This window comes from Streptomyces sp. NPDC051136 (assembly GCF_044455745.1).
Lineage (GTDB): Bacteria > Actinomycetota > Actinomycetes > Streptomycetales > Streptomycetaceae > Streptomyces.
In genome coordinates, this window is the sequence record NZ_JBITFE010000005.1 from 530,540 (window position 1) to 549,368 (window position 18,829).

Sequence of the window (18,829 nt, forward strand, 5' to 3'; positions counted from 1 at the left end):
TCCCCATGTACCGGGGGCCCGGCCGGGACGCCTTTCTGACCTGGAATTTCGCCGGAAAACCCGTTCGGCCGAGCGGACCGGACTCTCTGGAATTCGGGATTCCACATGTGGGGACCCGCTCCTGTCGTCACATCCTTGCCTCATCGACCTTGCCGAATGGGTGGCCATGAGCGCCTGGAGGGGTGATCATGAGGAGTACCAGAGCGCACTTCCTTGAGGAGGCACGGGTGGCCGAGACTCTGAAGAAGGGCAGCCGGGTTACCGGCGCCGCGCGCGACAAGCTCGCGGCAGACCTGAAGAAGAAGTACGACGCCGGTGCGAGCATCCGGGCGTTGGCCGAGGAGACCGGCCGCTCGTATGGCTTCGTGCACCGCATGCTCAGTGAGTCGGGCGTCACGCTCCGAGGGCGTGGCGGGGCTACCCGGGGCAAAAAGGCCACATCGGCCTGAGGTCCCGGGCGGCCCCCGACTCCGAAGGTGTTTTCGAGAGTGACGGTGGCCACCCGGTCGGTCGTCCGACCGTCCGGGTGGTTACTGTGCAGTCACTTAGCCCTGCCGACGTACGGCGTACCGTCCGGCGCGCGGCGGGGACGACGACCGCACCTTTCGGAGGCGCCCCATGGCTTCGCCCGCCCACGACCCCGGTCCCGCACTCGACCAGGACGGCGTGCGGCTCACCGTCGACGACGCGATCGCCACGGTGACGCTGACCAACCCGGCCAAGCGCAACGCGCAGAGCCCCGCTCTGTGGCGGGCGCTCACCGAGGCCGGCCGGCGGCTGCCGGGCTCCGTCCGGGCCGTGGTACTGCGGGCCGAGGGCAAGTCCTTCTCCGCCGGGCTCGACCGGCAGGCGTTCACGCCCGAGGGCTTCGACGGCGAGCCGTCGTTCATCGACCTCGCGCGCGGTGACGACGCCGAGCTGGACGCGGCCATCGCCGAGTACCAGGAGGCGTTCACCTGGTGGCGGCGCAGCGACCTGGTGTCGGTCGCGGCCGTGCAGGGGCACGCCATCGGAGCGGGCTTCCAGCTGGCCCTCGCCTGTGACCTGCGGGTCGTCGCGGACGACGTGCAGTTCGCCATGCGCGAGACCAGCCTGGGCCTGGTGCCGGACCTGACCGGCACGCACCCCCTGGTGTCGCTCGTCGGCTACGCCCGCGCGCTGGAGATCTGCGCGACCGGGCGCTTCGTCACGGCCGAGGAGGCCGTCGGCACCGGCCTGGCCAACCTCGCCGTGCCCGCGGACCAGCTCGACGGCACGGTGCGCGACCTGGTGTCCGCGATCCTGGCAGCACCGCGCGACGCGGTGGTCGAGACCAAGGCGCTGCTCCAGGGTGCCGGAACGCGTGACTACGAGGCCCAGCGCACCGCCGAGCGGGCCGCCCAGGCACGCCGGCTGCGCGACCTCGCGGGACTCGGGGAGTAGCCAGCCCTTCCGCAGGGGCAGGCTGCCTCGCGGGGCGCGGGTCCCTGGCGGGGCACAGTCCCTCCGGGACACGGCGCCTCAGCCCACCGCGGTCACCACCACCGCCACCGACGGACGGTCCGGCAGCGCCTCGGACACCGCCGCACGGACCCGCCGGGCCACCTCGTCGGCCCGGCGCTCCGCGTCCAGCGCCAGCTCCACCCGGACGTGGCGGCGCGGCAGGGCATCGTCCCGAGGCGACCGGGTCACGTGCACCGAACGGCCCAGTACGCCCGTCAGCCGGACCACGCCCGGCACCGCCAGCGCGGCCGCGGCGACGCGTCCCTCGTCGCCGCCGCCGTCCGCGCCGCCGTCACCGTCGGTGTCCCCGGCGCTCCCGGTCGCGCCGTCGTCGGGGGCGTCGGCAGGCCCCTGCTCCGGCCCGGCGTCCGGCTCCTGGCCGACAGCCGTACCCGTGGCGGCGTCGGGTGCGAGCAGGTCGGTCACCCGCAGGTCCACGTCCACCACCGCGAGACCGAGCCGCGCGGTCGCCGCCTCCGTCAGCGCGGCACGCAGCCGCGCGGCCGTGGCCGGCAGCGGCTCCGGCGCCGCCGCCACGCCCCCGGCGAACGCCGCGAAGTCGGCCGTCACCCGCAGCTCGCCGGGCGGCAGCGCCCCCGGTGGAGGCGGTACGGCCGGTTCCCACCCGGCGTCCGGGTCCACCGGACCGACCCGCAGTCCCCCCGGTCGTACGCCCGGCACGTCCCCGGCGGCGGCCAGCAGTACGTGCCGTGCCGCGCGCTCGGCGATCCACGCGCCGTCCACCGGGCCGCCCAGCGGCAGCAGCCTGCCGAGTCCCACCCGCTCCCGCACCACCCGGGTCCACCGGTCCGCCGTCGTCATTCCTCCACCCTGCCCCATCCACGGCGCGCGGCCACGCAACCCCGCCTAACGTGGACACAGGACCACGACCGGAAGGGACGTACGGCGATGAGCGACATGGAGAGCCACCGGAGCGGGCAGGACACGTTCGACAGCCCCGGGACCGTCAAGGCCCCGACGGTTCGGCGCGGAGGCGGAGACCCGGGGACCCGGGGACGGACCACCATCGCCGACGGCGTCGTGGAGAAGATCACCGGAATGGCGGCACGCGACGTCGCCGGTGTGCATGCCATGGGCAGCGGTATGTCGCGCACCTTCGGCGCCGTGCGCGACCGGGTGCCCGGCGGGACCAAGTCCGGGGTGACGCGCGGGGTGAAGGCCGAGGTCGGCGAGAAGCAGACCGCCCTCGACCTGGAGATCGTCGTCGAGTACGGCGTGTCGATCGCGGACGTGGCCCGGGACGTGCGGGAGAACGTGGTGGCGGCGGTGGAGCGGATGACCGGCCTCGAGGTCGTCGAGGTCAACATCGCGGTGAGCGACGTGAAGCTGCCCGACGAGGAGGACGAGGAACCGGAGCCCCGGATCAAGTGACACCGAGATGGCGGGGAGGACCGAACGGTGATGGAGGAGTGCGCACCATGAGCATGGCCGTGGTCGGCATGATCGCCGGCATGGCGCTGGGTTTCGCCGGGTATTTCGGCGGGTTCGGTGCCTTCCTGCTGGTGGCGGCCCTCGGGGCCGTCGGGTTCGTCGCCGGGCGTCTCCTGGAGGGGGACATGGATCTCGGCGACTTCTTCCGCAGCCGCGACGACCGGCGGCGGTGACCGGCGTGAGCGAGGGGGCCGGCGTCAGCGAGGGGGTCGGGGAGCTGCTCGAACCCCTGGCCCGGGTGGCGCCGGGCGAGCGCGGTGCCACCCGGATCGCCGACCGCGTCGTCGCCAAGGTCGCCGCCCGGGCGGCGCGCGAGGCCCTCGGCCCGCTCCACCCGGACGCCGCACGCCCGTACGCCACCGTCGTCGTCCATCACGACAACGCCCACGTCCGGGTCCACCTCGAACTCGACTACCCGTGCGACATCGGCGCCCGCTGCGGCCGGGTGCGTCATCAAGTCGTCCAGCGGGTACGCGCGTTGGTGGGGATGGCGGTGCCCGAGGTCGCCGTCCAGGTGGAGCGGCTGCACCTGCCGGCGGAATACGGCGCGAGGCACGGGAGGACGCGATGACCGAGCCCCAGGGCGCCGGGACCGGCGAGGGCAGCACCCAGCGCCTGCCGGTCGTGGAGCACGGCACGGAGCCGGCACCGCACGAGCACGAGCCCGGCGGCGCGGACCCCTACGAGGGCGGCCGGGCCGGCCGCTTCTGGTCCGCACGGCGCATCCCCGCCGGCATCGTCGCGCTGCTGCTCCTGCTCCTCGCCGGTGCCTTCCTCTACGACGTCGTCGCCGTGCGCGCCGGCCGGTCCGCGCTCGGCTGGCGCCGCGACCTGGCCCGGGAACTCGCCGAACGGCCCGTCGACGACACGTGGGTGCTGGTCGGCGCGGGCGTCGCCGCCGCCCTCGGGCTCTGGCTGCTGCTGCTGGCCCTGACGCCCGGACTGCGCCGGGTGCTGCCGATGCGGCGCACGCACCCGGACGTACGTGCAGGGCTGCACCGGGACGCCGCCGCCACGGTGCTGCGGGACCGGGCCATGGAGGTCGCCGGGGTGCAGTCGGCGCGGGTGCGGATGCGCCGCCGCAGGGCGCGCGTGCGAGCGCTGTCGCACTTCCGGGAACTGGACGACGTACGGGCCGACCTGGGCGGTGCGCTCGACGACGCGGTGCGCGGCCTCGGCCTGGCCCGGCCGCCCGCCGTGTCGCTGCGGGTGACGCGGCCCGGACGGAAGGGGTGAACGCGGTGCTCAGGACCGTGAACCGGGTGGTGACCGGAGTGGCGGGCCTCGTCCTGCTGGCTGTCGGCGGCGCGGTGCTGGCCATCGGTTTCGACGCCCCCGCGCCCTCCTGGTGGGTGCACCAGGGGCCGCACGACGTGCTGCTCAGCAACGCCGAGCGGACCCGGTGGCGGGACGCCGACTGGTGGTGGCCGGTGGTCATCGCGGCCCTCGCCGTCCTGCTGCTGCTCGCCCTGTGGTGGCTGGTCGCGGTGGTACGCCGACGCAGGCTCACCGAGGTGCTCGTCGACACCGGGGACGGCGAGGGTGCCACGCTGCGCGGCAGGGCGCTGGAGGGGGTCCTCGCCGGCGAGGCGGAACGCGTGGACGGGGTGGAACGGGCCGGCGTGCGGCTCACCGGCCGCCGTGACGCCCCGGCGAGCCGCGTCCGGCTGCTCCTCGCCCCGCACGTGGACCCCGGCACCGCCCTGCAGGACCTCACCACCGGCGCCCTGACCCACGCCCGTCACTCGGCCAACCTCACCTCCCTGCCGGCGGAGGTCCAGCTCCGAGGGGTCAAACACGGGGCCGAGCGGGTCAGCTGACGGGGACCACGTCCGGTGGCCGCCCCCGGGTCGGTGGCCTAGAACCCGTGCCGTACGCCGCCGTCCACCGGGATCATGACGCCGGTGACGTACGACGCCGCGGGGGAGAGCAGGAAGGCGGACACGCGGCCGAACTCCTCCGGGGCGCCGTAGCGGCGCAGCGGGATGCGGGACTCGGCGGCCGCCCTGGTCGCCTGCGGGTCGGCGGACAGCCCGTCCAGCTGGCGCACCCGGTCGGTGTCGACGCGCCCCGGCAGCAGTCCGACGACGCGGATGCCCCGCGGGCCCAGCTCGTCGGCGAGCGACTTGGCGAAGCCCGCGAGGCCCGGACGCAGCCCGTTGGAGATGGTCAGGCCCGGGATCGGCTCGTGCACCGAGCCCGACAGCACGAAGCCGATCACCCCGCCGTCCGCCAGCTCGGCCGCCGCGGTCCTGGCCAGCCGCACCGCGCCCAGGAACACCGACTCGAACGCCGCCTGCCACTGCTCGTCCGTGTTGTCGGCGACGAACCCGGGCGGCGGCCCGCCCACACTGATCAGTACGCCGTCGAAGCGGCCGAAGCGCTCACGGGCGGTCGCGATCAGCCGTCCGGCGGCCTCCGGGTCGGCGTTGTCGGCGGCCACCCCGACCGCGTCCGGGCCCAGCGCCGAGGCCGCCTCCGCGACACTCGCCTCGTCCCGCCCGGTGACGACCACCTTCGCCCCGTCGGCGACCAGTTCGCGCGCGGCGGCGTTGCCCAGTCCCCGGGTGGCTCCGGTGACGACGTACACCCGGTCCTTCAGTCCAAGATCCATGGCCCTATCCTGCCTCCTCGCCCCCGAACAGGGCGAGGGCCGTGTTCACCAGGCCGACGTGGCTGAAAGCCTGCGGGAAGTTGCCCAGCTGGTGCCCGGCCACCGGGTCGTACTCCTCGGCCAGCAGCCCCACGTCGTTGGCGAGCCCCACCAGCCGCTCGAACAGCTCCCGGGCCTCCTTCGTCCGGCCGGTCGCGTGCAGCGCGTCGGCGTACCAGAACGAGCACACCAGGAACGTCCCCTCGCCGCCCGGCAGTCCGTCGACCTGGGGGCCCTCGGTGCTGTAACGGCGCACCAGGCCGTCCCGGGTCAGCTCGGCGCCGATCGCGTCGACCGTGCCGACGACGCGCGGGTCGTCGGGCGGGAGGAAGCCCACGCGCGCGACGAGCAGCAGCGAGGCGTCCAGCTCCCGCGAGCCGTAGTACTGGGTGAAGGTGTTGCGCTCCGGGTCGTAGCCCTTCTCGCACACCTCGCGGTGCACCTCGTCGCGCAGCGCACGCCAGGCGTCCAGGTCCCCGCCGCCCAGCTCGGGGTGGGCCTCCAGGGTGCGCACCGCCCGGTCCAGGGCCACCCACGTCATCAGCTTCGAGTGCACGAACTGCCGTCTGCCGCCGCGCACCTCCCACAGGCCCTCGTCGGGCTCCCGCCACGCCGTGGCCAGGAAGTCCATCAGGGCGCACTGCAGCTCCCACATCTGCGGCCGGGGACGCATCCCCGCCAGCCGGGCCAGCGACAGCGAGTCCATGACCTCGCCGTACACGTCCAGCTGGAGCTGGTTCACCGCGTCGTTGCCGATGCGCACGGGTGTGGAGCCGGCGAAGCCGGACAGCCACGGCAGTTCGGACTCGGGCAGTCGCCGCTCGCCCGCGACGCCGTACATGATCTGCAGGTCGGCCGGGTCGCCCGCGACCGCGCGCAGCAGCCAGTCGCGCCAGGCCTCGGCCTCCTCCAGGTATCCGGCCGACAGCAGGGCGCCCAGGGTGAGTGTGGAGTCGCGCAGCCAGCAGAAGCGGTAGTCCCAGTTGCGCACTCCGCCCGGCTCCTCGGGCAGCGAGGTGGTGGGGGCGGCCACGATGCCGCCGGTGGGCTGGTAGGTGAGCGCCTTCAGCGTGATCAGGGAGCGGACGACGGTGTCCCGGTGCGGACCGTCGTAGCGGCAGCGCGCCGCCCACGCCCGCCAGTCCTCGACGCTGTGCTCCAGCGACATGTACGGGTCTATCAGCGGGGGCCGGGGCTCGTGCGAGGGGTGCCAGGTCAGCACGAACGCGACCTTCTCGCCCGCGGCGACCGTGAACTCCGCGTGCGTCCCGAAGTCCTCGCCCCAGCTGCGGACCTCGGGCTCGCTGCGCAGCCACGCCGAGTCCGGCCCGGCGACGGCCACCCGGTGCCCGTCGGACCTGCGCACCCACGGGACGATCGAGCCGTAGTCGAAGCGCAGCCGGAGTGCGCTGTGCACGGTCACCTCGCCGCTCAGGCCCTCCACGATGCGCACCAGGTCGGGGGCGCGGTCGCGCTGGGGCATCAGGTCGGTGACGCGGACCGCCCCGTCCTCGGTCTCCCACTCGGTGTCCAGGACCAGGGTGTCCGGCCGGTAGGCGCGCCGGGTGCAGCGTCCGGCGCCCTTGGGGGCGATGCGCCAGTGGCCGTTGTCCTCGTCGCCGAGCAGCTTGGCGAAGCAGGCGGCCGAGTCGAAGCGGGGCAGGCAGAGCCAGTCCACGGAGCCGTCCGTGGAGACCAGGGCCGCGGTCTGCTGGTCGCCGATGAGCGCGTAGTCCTCGATGTGGGGGTGCACGGGTTGACCCCTTCCCGGCCGGAGCCGGAGCAATCGGGTCCGCTCCCGGCGCTCCGGGTGGCGTCACACCGCCGCGGGTTCCGCCTCGGCCGGCTCGGTGTCCCCGGCGGACTCGGCGGCCTCGCGTTCCCGCCGTTCGCGGCGGACCAGGAACCACCAGCCGACCGGCACGGCCGCGGCGAACAGCCACCACTGGATCGCGTACGCGAAGTTGAGCGCGGCGTTCTCGTTGCCGGGCTTGCCGATCGGCTCCGGGGTGTCGCCCTGGGGCTCCGGCTCCTTCAGGACCACGTAACCGCCGAGCACCCGGGCGTCCAGGCGCTCGGCCTGCTGCGCGCTGTCGATGAGCATGACCTGCCGGTCCGGCAGGCCCTCCAGGTCCTTGATGCCGCTCGCCTCGGTCGTCTCGTCGGGCATCAGCCGCCCGGTGACGGTGATCTCTCCGCGGGGCGGTGCGGGGATCTTCGGGAACCGGGTCTGGCTCGGACCGTCCGCGGGGATCCAGCCCCGGTTGACCAGCATGACCTTGCCGTCGGCCAGCACGAACGGGGTGAGCACGTGGTAGCCGATGTTGTCGTCGGAGTCGGTGCGGCGGCGCACGACGACCTCGCGGTCCGTGTCGAAGCGGCCCTCGGCGGTGACCGTGCGGTACCGCTCCCGCGTGGTGATCTTCCGGCCGGGTGCGGTCAGCGACTCCACGGGCACCGGGGACGCTTCGAGCGCGCGCGCGACCAGGTCGTTGCGGGCGGTGCGTTCCTCGTAGCGGTGCATCTGCCAGAAGCCCAGCCGGATCATCGTGGGGATCAGCAGCACGGCGACCAGCGTGAGGATCACCCACTGGCGGGACAACAGGAAGCGGTACACCCCACGACGGTACAACTCGGTCGTGGGGCGCGACGCGGCGGGTACGGGCTCGTGCCCGGCGGCCGGGCTCAGACCTTGTCGACGATCCCCGCCCTCCCCTCCGCACGGGCGCAGTGGGCGCCGCAGAACCAGTGGCCGTCGACCTCGACGCCCTGGCCGATGATCTGCACCCGGCAGTGCTCGCAGATGGGGGCCATCCGGTGGATCGCGCAGGAGAAGCAGTCGAAGACGTGCACCGCTCCCTGGGCGTGGACCTCGAAGGTCATTCCGTAGTTGTTGCCGCAGACTTCACATGTCGCCATGCGCCACAGGGTGGGCCGTGGCCGCGGACGCGGCCGGGCGTGCACCGGGCGAGTCGCCCGGAATCACCCGTCCGTACGGCTCCGCGGACCGCCGCCTCAGGAGCCGGCGTCCGCCGGCTCGACGTCCGCGAGCAGCTGCCCGAACGCCGCCTCGTCCACCACCGGCGTGCCGAACTGCCGGGCCTTGACCACCTTGGAGGTACCCGAGTCCGGGTCGTTGGTGACCAGCAGGCTGGTCAGCCGGGACAGGCTGGTGGCGACGTGCAGCCCCGCCTCGACGGCGCGGTCCTCCAGCAGGTCCCGCTCGACGGAGGTGTCGCCCGAGAACGCGACCCGCATGCCCTGCTTGAGCCTTTTGCCCTCTTCGTACCGGCCCGGGTTGGGATGGGGGCACGCGGGCCTTTTGCGGGAGGGGCGCCAGCCGGTCGCCCGGTAGTTCCCGTAGCCCGCCTGCTGCCCGATCCGCGGCGCGGGCCGGTCCGACCACTCGGTCAGCGGCCGGCACTCGTGCAGCGGCAGCCGTACGTCGCCCGCCGCCGCGGCCAGCAGGCTCGGCCGGAACGCCTCCGCCAGCACCCGCGCGTCGTCCAGCGCGTGGTGCGCCCGCTGCTGCACGACGCCGAAGTGCGCGGCCAGCGACTCCAGCTTGTGGTTGGGCAGCGGCAGGTCCAGCGCCTTGGACAGCGCGATGGTGCACAGCCGCTGCCGCACCGGCGCCTCGCGCCGTGCGCGCGCGTACTCCCGGGCGATCATCTGCCAGTCGAAGACCGCGTTGTGCGCGACGAGGACCCGCCCGTCCAGCCGGGCCGCGAACTCCTCGGCGACGTCCGGGAAGAGCGGTGCGTCCCGGAGCACGTCGTTCGTCAGGCCGTGTATCCACACCGGTCCCGGATCGCGCTCCGGGTTGACCAGGGTGTACCAGTGGTCCTCGACCTCGCCGCGGGCGTCGAGCCGGTAGACGGCCGCCGAGATGATGCGGTCGTCGCGGGCCAGGCCGGTGGTCTCCACGTCGACGACCGCGTACCCCTGCGGATACGCGGTCGGCCACGCCGTGGCGGACGGCGCTGCGGTCGTGCGGTCTTCGAGCATGGTCAATGAGGATACGGGCCGGGACCGACACTCCGGTCCCGCAGGGGTCCCGCGCCGTCAAGTTCCGCCCGCCCGGGAAGCGTTGCGGCACTTCCCGCGCACGCAGCCCCGCGCCGGGCCGGCGTGCCGGTCCGCCGGGTACGCCGGCGGGCACCGCCGCGGTCACCAGCGGATCGGCACCGGAAGGGCCGTCAGGAGCCCCGACACCGCGACCACCACGCCCAGCGCGGCGACCTCCGCGCGCGCGGGGGAGCAGGCGGCCAGCGGGTCGGCCGCACGGCCCAGCCGGATCCTGGCCCACAGCGCGAGCACGGCGACGGCGGCCACCAGGAGCACCTTGGCGAGCAGCACCCGCCCGTACGCGGTGTCCGTCAACTGGTCCAGGACCGTGCCCGCCGGCATCCGGCGCAGTGAACTGCACACCCCGGTCGCGGTGAGGGCGGCCAGCAGGACGGCCGCCACGCGCGCGTAGAGCCCCAGCAGGGCCGGTCCCGCCGCCGCGCCCCGCCAACGCCCCAGCACCCGCAGTGCGTACAGCAGCCCGCCCGCCCACAGGGCGGCGCACGTCAGATGGACGAGGGTGAGACCGGAGCCGAGCAGTGGGCTGTACTCGGTCGTGGGGTGCGCGCGCAGCGCGTCCGCGACGGCCACCGCGGCCAGCGGCCACACCTGGAGTCCGGGCCGGCGCGAGGTGGCGCACAGCCAGGCGGCGAGGAAGCCGTTGACCTCCAGGAGGGCGAGCTTGCCGTCGCGGGTGGCGTAGAGACCGCCGACGTCGACGTCGGCGGCGGAGCCCGGCACCAGGTTGCCCGTGGCCACCACCGAGGCCAGCCCCAGCGCGGCGACGAGACCGCAGGCGGCGGCGTGCGGCGCCCAGCTGCGGGGCCGGACCGGGGGAGCGCCGGGCAGGGAGCGGGCCAGGCGGTTCACGAAGAGCTCGCCGAGCGGCACGCTCAGCGCGGCGAAGAGCACGGTGCGCAGCAGGGCGATGCCGCCGGTGCCGGGAGCCTCGGCCTCCCCGGTGCCGTGCAGGGCGGGCGTCGGGCCGAGCACGGGTATCAGCGCGCCGAGCGCCACCAGTACGAGCACGGCCACGGTCCGGCCGGTGCCGGCGGGCCGCGCGTGGCGTCCGGCGTCGGCGGCCCGGGACGGGGACGGGGACGGGGGGTGGTGCGGGGTCACCCGGGGATCTTCACGAACTCACCGGTTCCGGGCAAGTCGCGGCGCCGCCGTCACGAGTCCCGTGCCGTGCGCCCCGGCGCGCTCCGGGCGGGAGGTACCGCCGCACGACGACGGGGGCGGCGGGCCGGGCAGGCACCCGGACCACCGCCCCCGCATCACGCACGGGTACGCGCAGCGACTACCAGGTCACCGCGTCCAGCGCGTCGGCCATGCCCCAGCCGTAGAAGCCGTTGCGGTTCTTGGGACCCTCGCACACCGCGTCGACCTTGCCGTCGCCGTCGATGTCGTAGGGCGTGGTGCACGCCGTGGCGTCGGCCTCGGCGTACAGCAGGGCCTTGACCATCGCCGGGGAGGCGTACGGGTGCGTCGACTTGATGAGGGCGGCGACGCCCGCGACGTGCGGCGAGGCCATCGACGTACCGGCCATGTAGCCCCACTTGCCGCCGGGCAGCGTGCCCAGGATCAGTCCGCTCGTGGCGGGCGGCTCGGGGGTCTGGTAGGCCGTCGAGTCGCCGCCGGGCGCCGCGATGTCGATGACGCCCCGGCCGTAGTTCGAGAAGGACGACTTGAGGCCCTTCGCGCCGGTCGCCGCCACCGTCACGACACCCGGCAACTGGGTCGGGATGTCCAGGCACTTCGACGGGTCGACCGTCCGGTCACCGGGCGTGGTGTCGTTCGGCGAGGACGGGTCGGTGATCTCGTCGGAGGTGAGGTCGTAGTTCTCGTTGCCGGCCGCGGCGACGTTGACCGCGCCCTTCTTCTCCGCGTACCGGGAGGCCCGCGAGACCGCCTCCACGAGGGCCTTCTGGTCCGGGTCGTCCTTGCAGTTGAAGTACCACGGGTCCGTGTAATAGCTGTTGTTGGTCACGTCGACGCCGTGCTCGGCCGCCCACATGAAGCCGCAGACCACGGCCTCGGTGTAGAAGAAGCCGTCGGGGTTGGAGACCTTGATGCCGGCCACCTTCACCCCGGGAGCCACACCGGTCATGCCGACGCCGTTCTTCGCGGCGGCGATCTCGCCGGCCACGTGGGTGCCGTGCGGGCTCTCGGCCGCGCTCGGGCGCCAGGCGCCGTCGGCGGTGTCCGGCTTGCCCGCCACGCAGTTGACGGAGGCCTGACGGTCGAAGTTCGGGGCGATGTCCGGGTGGGTGTCGTCGACACCGGTGTCGATGACGGCGACGGTCACCTTCTTGCTGCCCAGCGACTTCTCGTGCGCCTTGTCCGCCTTGATGGCGGGCAGGTCCCACTGCAGCGACTCCAGCGGGTCCTGGCCCTCCGCCTTGGCGGCGGCCTTGGCGGCGGCCAGCTCCTCGGCGCCCAGCACCTGCGGCGCACCCGTGTCGGTCGTGGCGGCCGAGGGCAGCGGCGCGGTGCGGGTGGCGCCCGCCGACTGCACGCCGCGCACCTTGCGGAGCGTCTTGGCGAAGTCGGGGTTGGCCGAGTGGACGACGACCACGCCGATCCGGTCGTACGACGTCACGATCGTGCCGCCCGCCTTGGCTATCGCCCGCCGCACGGTGGCCGAAGGGCCGTGCCCGGCGGAGACGTTGACGACGTAGCTGAGCGAGGTCGCGTCGGCCGCCGGGGAGGCGGCCTCCGCCGCGGGGACCGCGGCGGCCGGGGTGCCCGGCAGGAACGCCAGAGACGCGGCCACGGCCAGACCGGCCGGGATCGCGAGGGCACGGCGGTGACGCGGGTGAGGTGCGGTCATGCGTGATGTCTCCAGTCCGTCGGGAAAACTCGGGAAACTCGTGCTGCCGGAGCGAGGCGGAAAGGCAGACACGTCCGCGGGACCGGCACCGCGAGCGCGAACCCGCGTCCGGGGAGCGGGGCACTCGGGGAACGCAGATGATCCATGGGGTCTCCACATCATCCGGCAAGCAGCACCTGCCCGAGACGGGTACGGACCGGGCAGGTACATGACGTAGTGGTGCAGGAGTGAAGCTATCCCCCGAAGTCGCTGGCCAGCAATGACCTGCCGCGAGTGACTTGGGAAAGTGCCCCGGGAGTTGAACCGGTCCCGATGGGGCGCCGTGTCGTTGGACAGGGAGCCCGAGCCCGACCGGCCCCCTGCGAGAACACCGAGGTCCAAGCCGTCATGTCCGTCGTACGAGGAGACTCCGTGGCCACCGACGCACCGCCCCCCTCGAAAGAGGAGCCCCCCTCGCAAGAGGAACACCGACTCCCCTCCGCCGAGGAGTTCTCCGAAGTGCAGCAGAGCGCCGAGTTCGCCGAACTCCGCCGCTCCTTCCGCTCCTTCGCGTTCCCGCTGACCGTCGCCTTCGTGGCCTGGTACCTGCTCTACGTGCTGCTGTCGAACTACGCGGGCGGCTTCATGGGCACCAAGCTCTTCGGCAACATCAACGTCGCGTTCGTCTTCGGCATCGCCCAGTTCGTCACCACGTTCCTCATCGCCTGGTGGTACTCGCGGCACGCCGCCGCGAAGCTCGACCCCAAGGCCGAGGCCATCAAGTCCCGGATGGAGGGCGGCGCATGAGCCCCGCACAGACCGTCTTCGCCGCCGAGCTCGCCGCCAACGAGGCCAGCGAGCACCGGCCGCTGATCATCACCCTCTTCTCCGTCTTCGTCGTCGCCACGCTCTTCATCACCGTCTGGGCCGGCCGCCAGACCAAGGACGCCGCGGACTTCTACGCGGGCGGCCGGTCCTTCAGCGCCTTCCAGAACGGCCTGGCCGTCTCCGGCGACTACATGTCCGCCGCGTCCTTCCTCGGCATCGCCGGCGCCATCGCCCTCTTCGGCTACGACGGCTTCCTGTACTCCATCGGCTTCCTGGTCGCCTGGCTGGTCGCCCTGCTCCTCGTCGCCGAGCCGCTGCGGAACTCCGGCCGCTACACGATGGGCGACGTCCTCGCCTACCGCATGCGCCAGCGCCCCGTGCGCACCGCCGCCGGCACCTCCACGATCGTCGTCTCGATCTTCTACCTGCTGGCCCAGATGGCGGGCGCGGGCGTCCTCGTCTCGCTGCTGCTCGGCATCACCTCCGACGCGGGCAAGATCCTCATCGTCGCCCTGGTCGGCGTCCTGATGATCGTCTACGTCACCATCGGCGGCATGAAGGGCACCACCTGGGTCCAGATGGTCAAGGCCGTGCTGCTGATCGGCGGCACCATCCTGATCACCTTCCTGGTGCTGCTGAAGTTCGACTTCAACATCTCCGACCTGCTCGGCAAGGCCGCCGAGAACAGCGGCGCGGGCTCCGCCTTCCTGGAGCCCGGCCTCCAGTACGGCGCCAACGGCACCACCAAGCTCGACTTCATCTCCCTGGGCATCGCCCTGGTGCTGGGCACCGCCGGTCTGCCGCACATCCTGATCCGCTTCTACACGGTGCCCAACGCCAAGGCCGCCCGTAAGTCCGTGAACTGGGCGATCGGCATCATCGGCGCCTTCTACCTGATGACCATCGCCCTCGGCTTCGGCGCGGCGGCGCTCATCGGCAAGGACGAGATCGTCGCGTCCAACCCGTCCGGCAACACGGCCGCGCCCCTGCTCGCGCTGCACGTGGGCGGCGTCGACTCGGCCTGGGGCGCGATCCTGCTCGCGACGATCTCGGCGGTGGCCTTCGCGACCATCCTCGCCGTGGTCGCGGGCCTCACCCTCGCCTCGTCCTCGTCCTTCGCGCACGACATCTACGCCAACGTCATCCGCAAGGGCCAGGCCACCGAGAAGGAGGAGATGCGGGCGGCCCGCTGGGCGACCGTCTTCATCGGCATCGTCTCCATCGCGCTCGGCGCCCTCGCCCGCGACCTGAACGTGGCAGGACTCGTCGCCCTGGCGTTCGCCGTCGCCGCCTCCGCCAACCTGCCGACGATCCTCTACAGCCTCTTCTGGAAGCGGTTCACCACCCAGGGCGCCCTGTGGTCGATCTACGGCGGCCTGATCGTCGCCGTCGGCCTGGTGCTGTTCTCACCCGTCGTCTCCGGCGACCCGAAGGCGATGTTCCCGGACGTCGACTTCGCCTGGTTCCCGCTGAAGAACCCGGGCATCATCTCGATCCCGTTCGGCTTCCTGATGGGCTGGCTCGGCACGGTCCTGTCGAAGGAGGAGCCCGACAAGGCGAAGTACGCGGAGCTGGAGGTCAGGTCCCTGACCGGCACCGGCGCGCACTGACGCCCGCCCGACCGGTACGGACGCGGCCGCTCGTAGATCCCTACGACGCGGCCGCGTCCCACGTCGTGGGTTCGGGCGGCTGTCGATGTCGGACCGGTCACGTAGGCTCGACGGTGTCGGAGAAGAGAAGTGCTTCGCCGAACCGCGTCGAGGGAGGGGGCCCACGTGCTCATCGACACCTACGGCCGAGTGGCCACCGACCTGAGGGTCTCGCTCACCGACCGCTGCAACCTGCGCTGCACCTACTGCATGCCCGAAGAGGGCCTCCAGTGGCTCGCCAAGCCCGATCTGCTCACGGACGACGAGATCGTCCGCCTCATCGACATCGCGGTCACCTCCCTCGGCATCGAGGAGGTCCGCTTCACCGGCGGGGAGCCGCTGCTGCGGCCCGGCCTGGTCGGCATCGTCGAGCGCGTCGCCGCCCTGGACCCGCGCCCCCAGATGTCCCTCACCACCAACGGCATCGGCCTCAAGCGCACCGCGAGCGCCCTGAAGGCGGCGGGCCTGGACCGGGTCAACGTCTCGCTGGACACCCTGCGCCCGGACGTCTTCAAGACCCTCACCCGGCGCGACCGCCACAAGGACGTCCTCCAGGGCCTGGAAGCGGCCCGCGAGGCCGGTCTCACCCCGGTCAAGGTCAACAGCGTCCTGATGCCGGGGCTCAACGACGACGAGGCCCCCGACCTGCTCGCCTGGGCCGTCGAGCACGACTACGAGCTGCGCTTCATCGAGCAGATGCCGCTGGACGCCCAGCACGGCTGGAAGCGCGAGGGCATGGTCACCGCCGGTGACATCCTGGCCTCCCTGCGCACCCGCTTCGAGCTGACCGCCGAGGGCTCCGAGGAGCGCGGCTCGGCCCCCGCCGAGCGCTGGCTGGTGGACGGCGGCCCGCACCGGGTCGGCGTCATCGCCTCCGTCACCCGCCCGTTCTGCTCGGCCTGCGACCGCACCCGCCTGACCGCCGACGGACAGGTGCGCACCTGCCTGTTCGCCCGCGAGGAGACCGACCTGCGCGCGGCCCTGCGCTCCGACGCCCCCGACGAGGAGATCGCCCGCATCTGGCGCCTGGCCATGTGGGGCAAGAAGGCCGGCGCGGGCCTGGACGACCCGACGTTCGTGCAGCCCGACCGCCCGATGTCCGCGATCGGCGGCTAGGCCCCGCCGGAGCCGCCGCTCCCTCCGGGGTGCTCCGGGGCTTCCCACTCGGCGAGCGGGACCACGTCCTTCAGGAAGCCCCGTACGCCGAGGAACTCGGACAGGTGCTCGCGGTGCTCGTCGCACGCGATCCACGTCTTGCGGCGCTCCGGGGTGTGGATCTTCGGGTTGTTCCAGGCCAGCACCCACACGGCGGTGGCGCGGCAGCCCTTGGCGGAGCAGATCGGGGTGGTTTCGTCACTCACGGTTTTCTCACAGGCCCCCGCACAAGGCGACGCCGAGCAGCCACGGGGGGAGCTGCCCGGCGTCGGTCCGTCGCTCCGACGGGGGATGCGGAGCGCGTACGAAGTATGTCACGGCCCCTCCGTCGTCGAGCCCGGAACAACGCGAATTCATCTGAGCAGTTGTTCGTCCTGGCGTGGAATCGACGCCGCTCCCGAGGGGGCGGCGCGGTCACGGACGGCCACGGGACTCCCCGGCCGCGTCCGGCGCGGAATCGGCCGTGGCGGCCTCCGGGACGGATTCCGCCGCCCCGTTCCCGGCCCGCGGCGGCATGATCATCGGCGGGGTCGGCGCCGTCACGAACGTCGACGGCAAGGATGGCGCGTTCTCACGCCCCGCGTTGGCGATCACGACCGCGATGTACGGCAGGGCCGCGCCGAGGACCAGGGCCACGATCGCGACGTGCCGCTCCACGTTCCACAGGCAGACCGCGAGGATCACCGAGGCGGTGCGGATCGACATCGAGATGATGTACCGGCGCTGCCGCCCGCGCACGTCCTCCTGGAGGCCCGTACGGGCCCCGGTGATCCGGAACACCTCGGCACTGCCGCCGGCACTCTGCTTCCGCATTCGGTTCCACCATCCGCCCGTATCGGACTCTCCCCGCCCCGTTGCCGTCCGTGGCCGCTCGGGGACTCCGGTCCCGGACAACTCACCACGTTACGCCGCACCCGTGCCGCCCACGAGACCGGGGCACCCCTGGTCGGAGCGCGCCCCGTGCGCCGCACGGCGGAGCCACCCGTACCCCGTTCGGCCGCACGCGGCATGCGCCGTTCGCGGTACGGCCGAACACTGGTGGCAATTGCTCGCGCAGATCCGGACGAGGAGGCAGCCATGGGCTGGTTGTGGGCGATCATCGTGGGATTCGTGCTCGGCTTGATCGCCAAGGCGATCATCCCGGGCAAACAGCACATGCCGCTCTGGCTGACCACCATCTGCGGCATGATCGGCGCGATCATCGGCAACGCGATCGCCCGCGCGGCCGGTGTCGCGGCGACGTCCGGCATCGACTGGTGGCGGCACCTGTTCCAGCTGGTGGCGGCGATCATCGTGGTCGGCCTCGGCGACGCCGCCTACACGTCGGTGCGCGGCAACAGGCGACGCGAACGGGCCTGACCCCGCCCCGGGGCCACCCGGACGCGCGAAGGGGCGGACTCCGGCAGCCGTACGGCACCGGAGCGCGCCCCTCGCGCATGCGCCCGCTCAGACGCCGGTGACCTCCACCGCGGCCAGGTTCTTCTTGCCGCGGCGCAGCACCAGCCAGCGCCCGTGCAGCAGGTCCTCCGCGGCCGGGACGGCGTCCTCGCCGGTGACCTTGGCGTTGTTCACGTAGGCGCCGCCCTCCTTCACCGTGCGGCGCGCGGCGGACTTGCTGGCCACCAGGCCGACCTCGGCGAGCAGGTCGACGACCGGAGCCGGCTCCGCGACGCGCACGTGCGGCAGCTCCGAGAGGGCCGCGGCCAGGGTGGCCTCGTCCAGCTCCGCCAGGTCGCCCTGGCCGAAGAGGGCCTTGGAGGCCGCGATCACGGCGGCCGTCTGGCCGGCCCCGTGCACCAGCGTCGTCAGCTCCTCGGCCAGCGCGCGCTGCGCCGCCCGCGCCTGCGGACGCTCCTCGGTCTGCCGCTCCAGCTCCTCCAGCTCCTCACGGGAGCGGAAGGACAGGATGCGCGAGTACGTCGAGATGTCCCGGTCGTCCACGTTCAGCCAGAACTGGTAGAACGCGTACGGCGTCGTCATCTCCGGGTCGAGCCAGACGGCGCCGCCCTCGGTCTTGCCGAACTTGGTGCCGTCCGCCTTGGTCATCAGCGGCGTCGCGTAGGCGTGCACCGACGCGTCCGGCTCCAGCCGGTGCAGCAGGTCGAGCCCGGCCGTGAGGTTGCCCCACTGGTCGCTGCCGCCCTGCTGCATCGTGCAGCCGTACCTCCGGTAGAGCTGGAGGAAGTCCATCGCCTGGAGCAGCTGGTAGCTGAACTCCGTGTAGCTGATGCCCTCGGAGGACTCCAACCGCCGGGCGACGGAGTCCTTGGTCAGCATCTTGTTGACCCGGAAGTGCTTGCCGATGTCCCGCAGGAACTCGATGGCCGACAGGCCCTCGGTCCAGTCGAGGTTGTTGACCATCACCGCCGCGTTCTCGCCCTCGAAGGACAGGAACGGCTCGATCTGGCCCCGCAGCCGCCGCACCCAGCCCGCGACGGTCTCCGGCGAGTTCAGGGTGCGCTCCGCGGTCGGGCGCGGGTCGCCGATCTGGCCCGTGGCCCCGCCGACCAGCGCCAGCGGCCGGTGACCGGCCTGCTGGAGCCGGCGCACGGTGAGCACCTGCACCAGGTGCCCCACGTGCAGGGACGGCGCGGTCGGGTCGAAACCGCAATAGAACGTGACGGGACCGTCCGCGAGAGCCTTGCGCAAAGCGTCCTCGTCGGTGGACTGGGCGAACAGCCCGCGCCACTTCAGCTCGTCGACGATGTCCGTCACGGTTCTCTTGTCTCC

22 protein-coding genes are annotated in these 18,829 nt (G+C 73.0%); 11 read left to right on the plus strand and 11 right to left on the minus strand.

Annotated features, from left to right (window positions below; translation table 11 throughout):
* The first annotated feature begins 227 nt into the window (after nucleotides 1-227).
* Both ACIBCJ_RS17700 and ACIBCJ_RS17705 read left to right on the plus strand, forming a co-directional pair.
* Nucleotides 228-449: a helix-turn-helix domain-containing protein gene (locus ACIBCJ_RS17700; RefSeq protein ID WP_003976983.1), complete on the plus strand. Its 222-nt coding sequence runs from the start codon at nucleotides 228-230 to the stop codon at nucleotides 447-449.
* A 169-nt stretch (nucleotides 450-618) separates the two neighbouring features.
* Nucleotides 619-1,422: an enoyl-CoA hydratase/isomerase family protein gene (locus tag ACIBCJ_RS17705; RefSeq protein WP_362103680.1), complete on the plus strand. Its 804-nt coding sequence runs from the start codon at nucleotides 619-621 to the stop codon at nucleotides 1,420-1,422.
* A gap of 78 nt (nucleotides 1,423-1,500) precedes the next feature.
* On the opposite strand, the gene ACIBCJ_RS17710 is transcribed toward ACIBCJ_RS17705, so the two are convergent.
* The gene (locus ACIBCJ_RS17710) at nucleotides 1,501-2,304 is read right to left on the minus strand and encodes a nucleopolyhedrovirus P10 family protein (RefSeq protein WP_365980293.1); all 804 of its coding nucleotides are present in this window, start codon (nucleotides 2,302-2,304) and stop codon (nucleotides 1,501-1,503) included.
* 87 nt (nucleotides 2,305-2,391) lie between these two features.
* On the opposite strand from ACIBCJ_RS17710, the gene ACIBCJ_RS17715 reads away from it, so the two are divergent.
* Genes ACIBCJ_RS17715 through amaP form a run of 5 tightly spaced genes read left to right on the plus strand, consistent with a single transcriptional unit; the run spans nucleotide 2,392 to nucleotide 4,754 of the window.
* Complete coding sequence (locus tag ACIBCJ_RS17715; RefSeq protein ID WP_133890420.1) at nucleotides 2,392-2,874, plus strand: Asp23/Gls24 family envelope stress response protein; 483 nt, start codon at nucleotides 2,392-2,394, stop codon at nucleotides 2,872-2,874.
* Nucleotides 2,875-2,921: 47 nt separating this feature from the next.
* Entirely contained in the window at nucleotides 2,922-3,107 is a 186-nt protein-coding gene (locus tag ACIBCJ_RS17720) for a hypothetical protein (RefSeq protein ID WP_061445473.1), read from the plus strand.
* A gap of 5 nt (nucleotides 3,108-3,112) precedes the next feature.
* Nucleotides 3,113-3,505 carry a hypothetical protein gene (locus ACIBCJ_RS17725; RefSeq protein ID WP_399282707.1) on the plus strand — a complete coding sequence of 131 codons (393 nt, stop codon included), beginning with the start codon at nucleotides 3,113-3,115 and terminating at the stop codon, nucleotides 3,503-3,505.
* Complete coding sequence (locus ACIBCJ_RS17730) at nucleotides 3,502-4,170, plus strand: DUF6286 domain-containing protein (RefSeq protein WP_362103683.1); 669 nt, start codon at nucleotides 3,502-3,504, stop codon at nucleotides 4,168-4,170. Before ACIBCJ_RS17725 ends, ACIBCJ_RS17730 begins: the two co-directional genes overlap by 4 nt.
* Nucleotides 4,167-4,754 carry an alkaline shock response membrane anchor protein AmaP gene (gene amaP / locus ACIBCJ_RS17735; RefSeq protein ID WP_362103684.1) on the plus strand — a complete coding sequence of 196 codons (588 nt, stop codon included), beginning with the start codon at nucleotides 4,167-4,169 and terminating at the stop codon, nucleotides 4,752-4,754. The genes ACIBCJ_RS17730 and amaP overlap by 4 nt, the downstream gene beginning before the upstream one ends.
* A gap of 38 nt (nucleotides 4,755-4,792) precedes the next feature.
* On the opposite strand, the gene ACIBCJ_RS17740 is transcribed toward amaP, so the two are convergent.
* The 7 genes from ACIBCJ_RS17740 to ACIBCJ_RS17770 form a co-directional block, all read right to left on the minus strand.
* Nucleotides 4,793-5,548 carry an SDR family oxidoreductase gene (locus tag ACIBCJ_RS17740; protein ID WP_362103685.1) on the minus strand — a complete coding sequence of 252 codons (756 nt, stop codon included), beginning with the start codon at nucleotides 5,546-5,548 and terminating at the stop codon, nucleotides 4,793-4,795.
* A gap of 4 nt (nucleotides 5,549-5,552) precedes the next feature.
* Nucleotides 5,553-7,340, minus strand: a complete 1,788-nt coding sequence (locus ACIBCJ_RS17745) for a glycoside hydrolase family 15 protein (RefSeq protein WP_362103686.1) — start codon at nucleotides 7,338-7,340, stop codon at nucleotides 5,553-5,555.
* Nucleotides 7,341-7,403: 63 nt separating this feature from the next.
* Nucleotides 7,404-8,204, minus strand: coding sequence for an SURF1 family protein (locus tag ACIBCJ_RS17750; protein ID WP_362103687.1), 801 nt, complete (start codon nucleotides 8,202-8,204; stop codon nucleotides 7,404-7,406).
* Nucleotides 8,205-8,272: 68 nt separating this feature from the next.
* Nucleotides 8,273-8,506 (minus strand): hypothetical protein, encoded by a 234-nt coding sequence (locus ACIBCJ_RS17755; protein WP_003976994.1) that lies wholly within the window; start codon nucleotides 8,504-8,506, stop codon nucleotides 8,273-8,275.
* A 96-nt stretch (nucleotides 8,507-8,602) separates the two neighbouring features.
* Nucleotides 8,603-9,595: a DEDDh family exonuclease gene (locus ACIBCJ_RS17760; RefSeq protein ID WP_365980295.1), complete on the minus strand. Its 993-nt coding sequence runs from the start codon at nucleotides 9,593-9,595 to the stop codon at nucleotides 8,603-8,605.
* A gap of 162 nt (nucleotides 9,596-9,757) precedes the next feature.
* Nucleotides 9,758-10,777, minus strand: coding sequence for a CopD family protein (locus tag ACIBCJ_RS17765; protein ID WP_365980296.1), 1,020 nt, complete (start codon nucleotides 10,775-10,777; stop codon nucleotides 9,758-9,760).
* Nucleotides 10,778-10,955: 178 nt separating this feature from the next.
* The gene (locus ACIBCJ_RS17770; RefSeq protein WP_362103690.1) at nucleotides 10,956-12,488 is read right to left on the minus strand and encodes a S8 family serine peptidase; all 1,533 of its coding nucleotides are present in this window, start codon (nucleotides 12,486-12,488) and stop codon (nucleotides 10,956-10,958) included.
* A 411-nt stretch (nucleotides 12,489-12,899) separates the two neighbouring features.
* On the opposite strand from ACIBCJ_RS17770, the gene ACIBCJ_RS17775 reads away from it, so the two are divergent.
* The 3 genes from ACIBCJ_RS17775 to moaA all read left to right on the plus strand — a co-directional run bounded on the left by ACIBCJ_RS17775 (nucleotide 12,900) and on the right by moaA (nucleotide 16,060).
* Nucleotides 12,900-13,274 (plus strand): DUF485 domain-containing protein, encoded by a 375-nt coding sequence (locus ACIBCJ_RS17775; protein ID WP_031047659.1) that lies wholly within the window; start codon nucleotides 12,900-12,902, stop codon nucleotides 13,272-13,274.
* On the plus strand, nucleotides 13,271-14,905 hold the full coding sequence (locus ACIBCJ_RS17780) for a cation acetate symporter (RefSeq protein WP_362103691.1): 1,635 nt from the start codon (nucleotides 13,271-13,273) through the stop codon (nucleotides 14,903-14,905). Before ACIBCJ_RS17775 ends, ACIBCJ_RS17780 begins: the two co-directional genes overlap by 4 nt.
* Before the next feature lie 165 nt (nucleotides 14,906-15,070).
* Nucleotides 15,071-16,060, plus strand: coding sequence for a GTP 3',8-cyclase MoaA (moaA, locus tag ACIBCJ_RS17785; protein WP_362510470.1), 990 nt, complete (start codon nucleotides 15,071-15,073; stop codon nucleotides 16,058-16,060).
* Here moaA and ACIBCJ_RS17790 read toward each other — a convergent pair.
* A complete protein-coding gene (locus ACIBCJ_RS17790; RefSeq protein WP_362103693.1) occupies nucleotides 16,057-16,305 on the minus strand; it encodes a hypothetical protein in 249 nt (82 codons plus the stop codon). The genes moaA and ACIBCJ_RS17790 overlap by 4 nt on opposite strands.
* Before the next feature lie 208 nt (nucleotides 16,306-16,513).
* On the minus strand, nucleotides 16,514-16,912 hold the full coding sequence (locus ACIBCJ_RS17795; protein WP_362103694.1) for a DUF3099 domain-containing protein: 399 nt from the start codon (nucleotides 16,910-16,912) through the stop codon (nucleotides 16,514-16,516).
* A 264-nt stretch (nucleotides 16,913-17,176) separates the two neighbouring features.
* On the opposite strand from ACIBCJ_RS17795, the gene ACIBCJ_RS17800 reads away from it, so the two are divergent.
* The gene (locus tag ACIBCJ_RS17800; protein WP_362103695.1) at nucleotides 17,177-17,458 is read left to right on the plus strand and encodes a GlsB/YeaQ/YmgE family stress response membrane protein; all 282 of its coding nucleotides are present in this window, start codon (nucleotides 17,177-17,179) and stop codon (nucleotides 17,456-17,458) included.
* 87 nt (nucleotides 17,459-17,545) lie between these two features.
* Here the strand turns inward: ACIBCJ_RS17800 and tyrS are convergent, their stop codons facing one another.
* Complete coding sequence (gene tyrS, locus ACIBCJ_RS17805; protein ID WP_362103715.1) at nucleotides 17,546-18,814, minus strand: tyrosine--tRNA ligase; 1,269 nt, start codon at nucleotides 18,812-18,814, stop codon at nucleotides 17,546-17,548.
* Nucleotides 18,815-18,829: the final 15 nt, after the last annotated feature.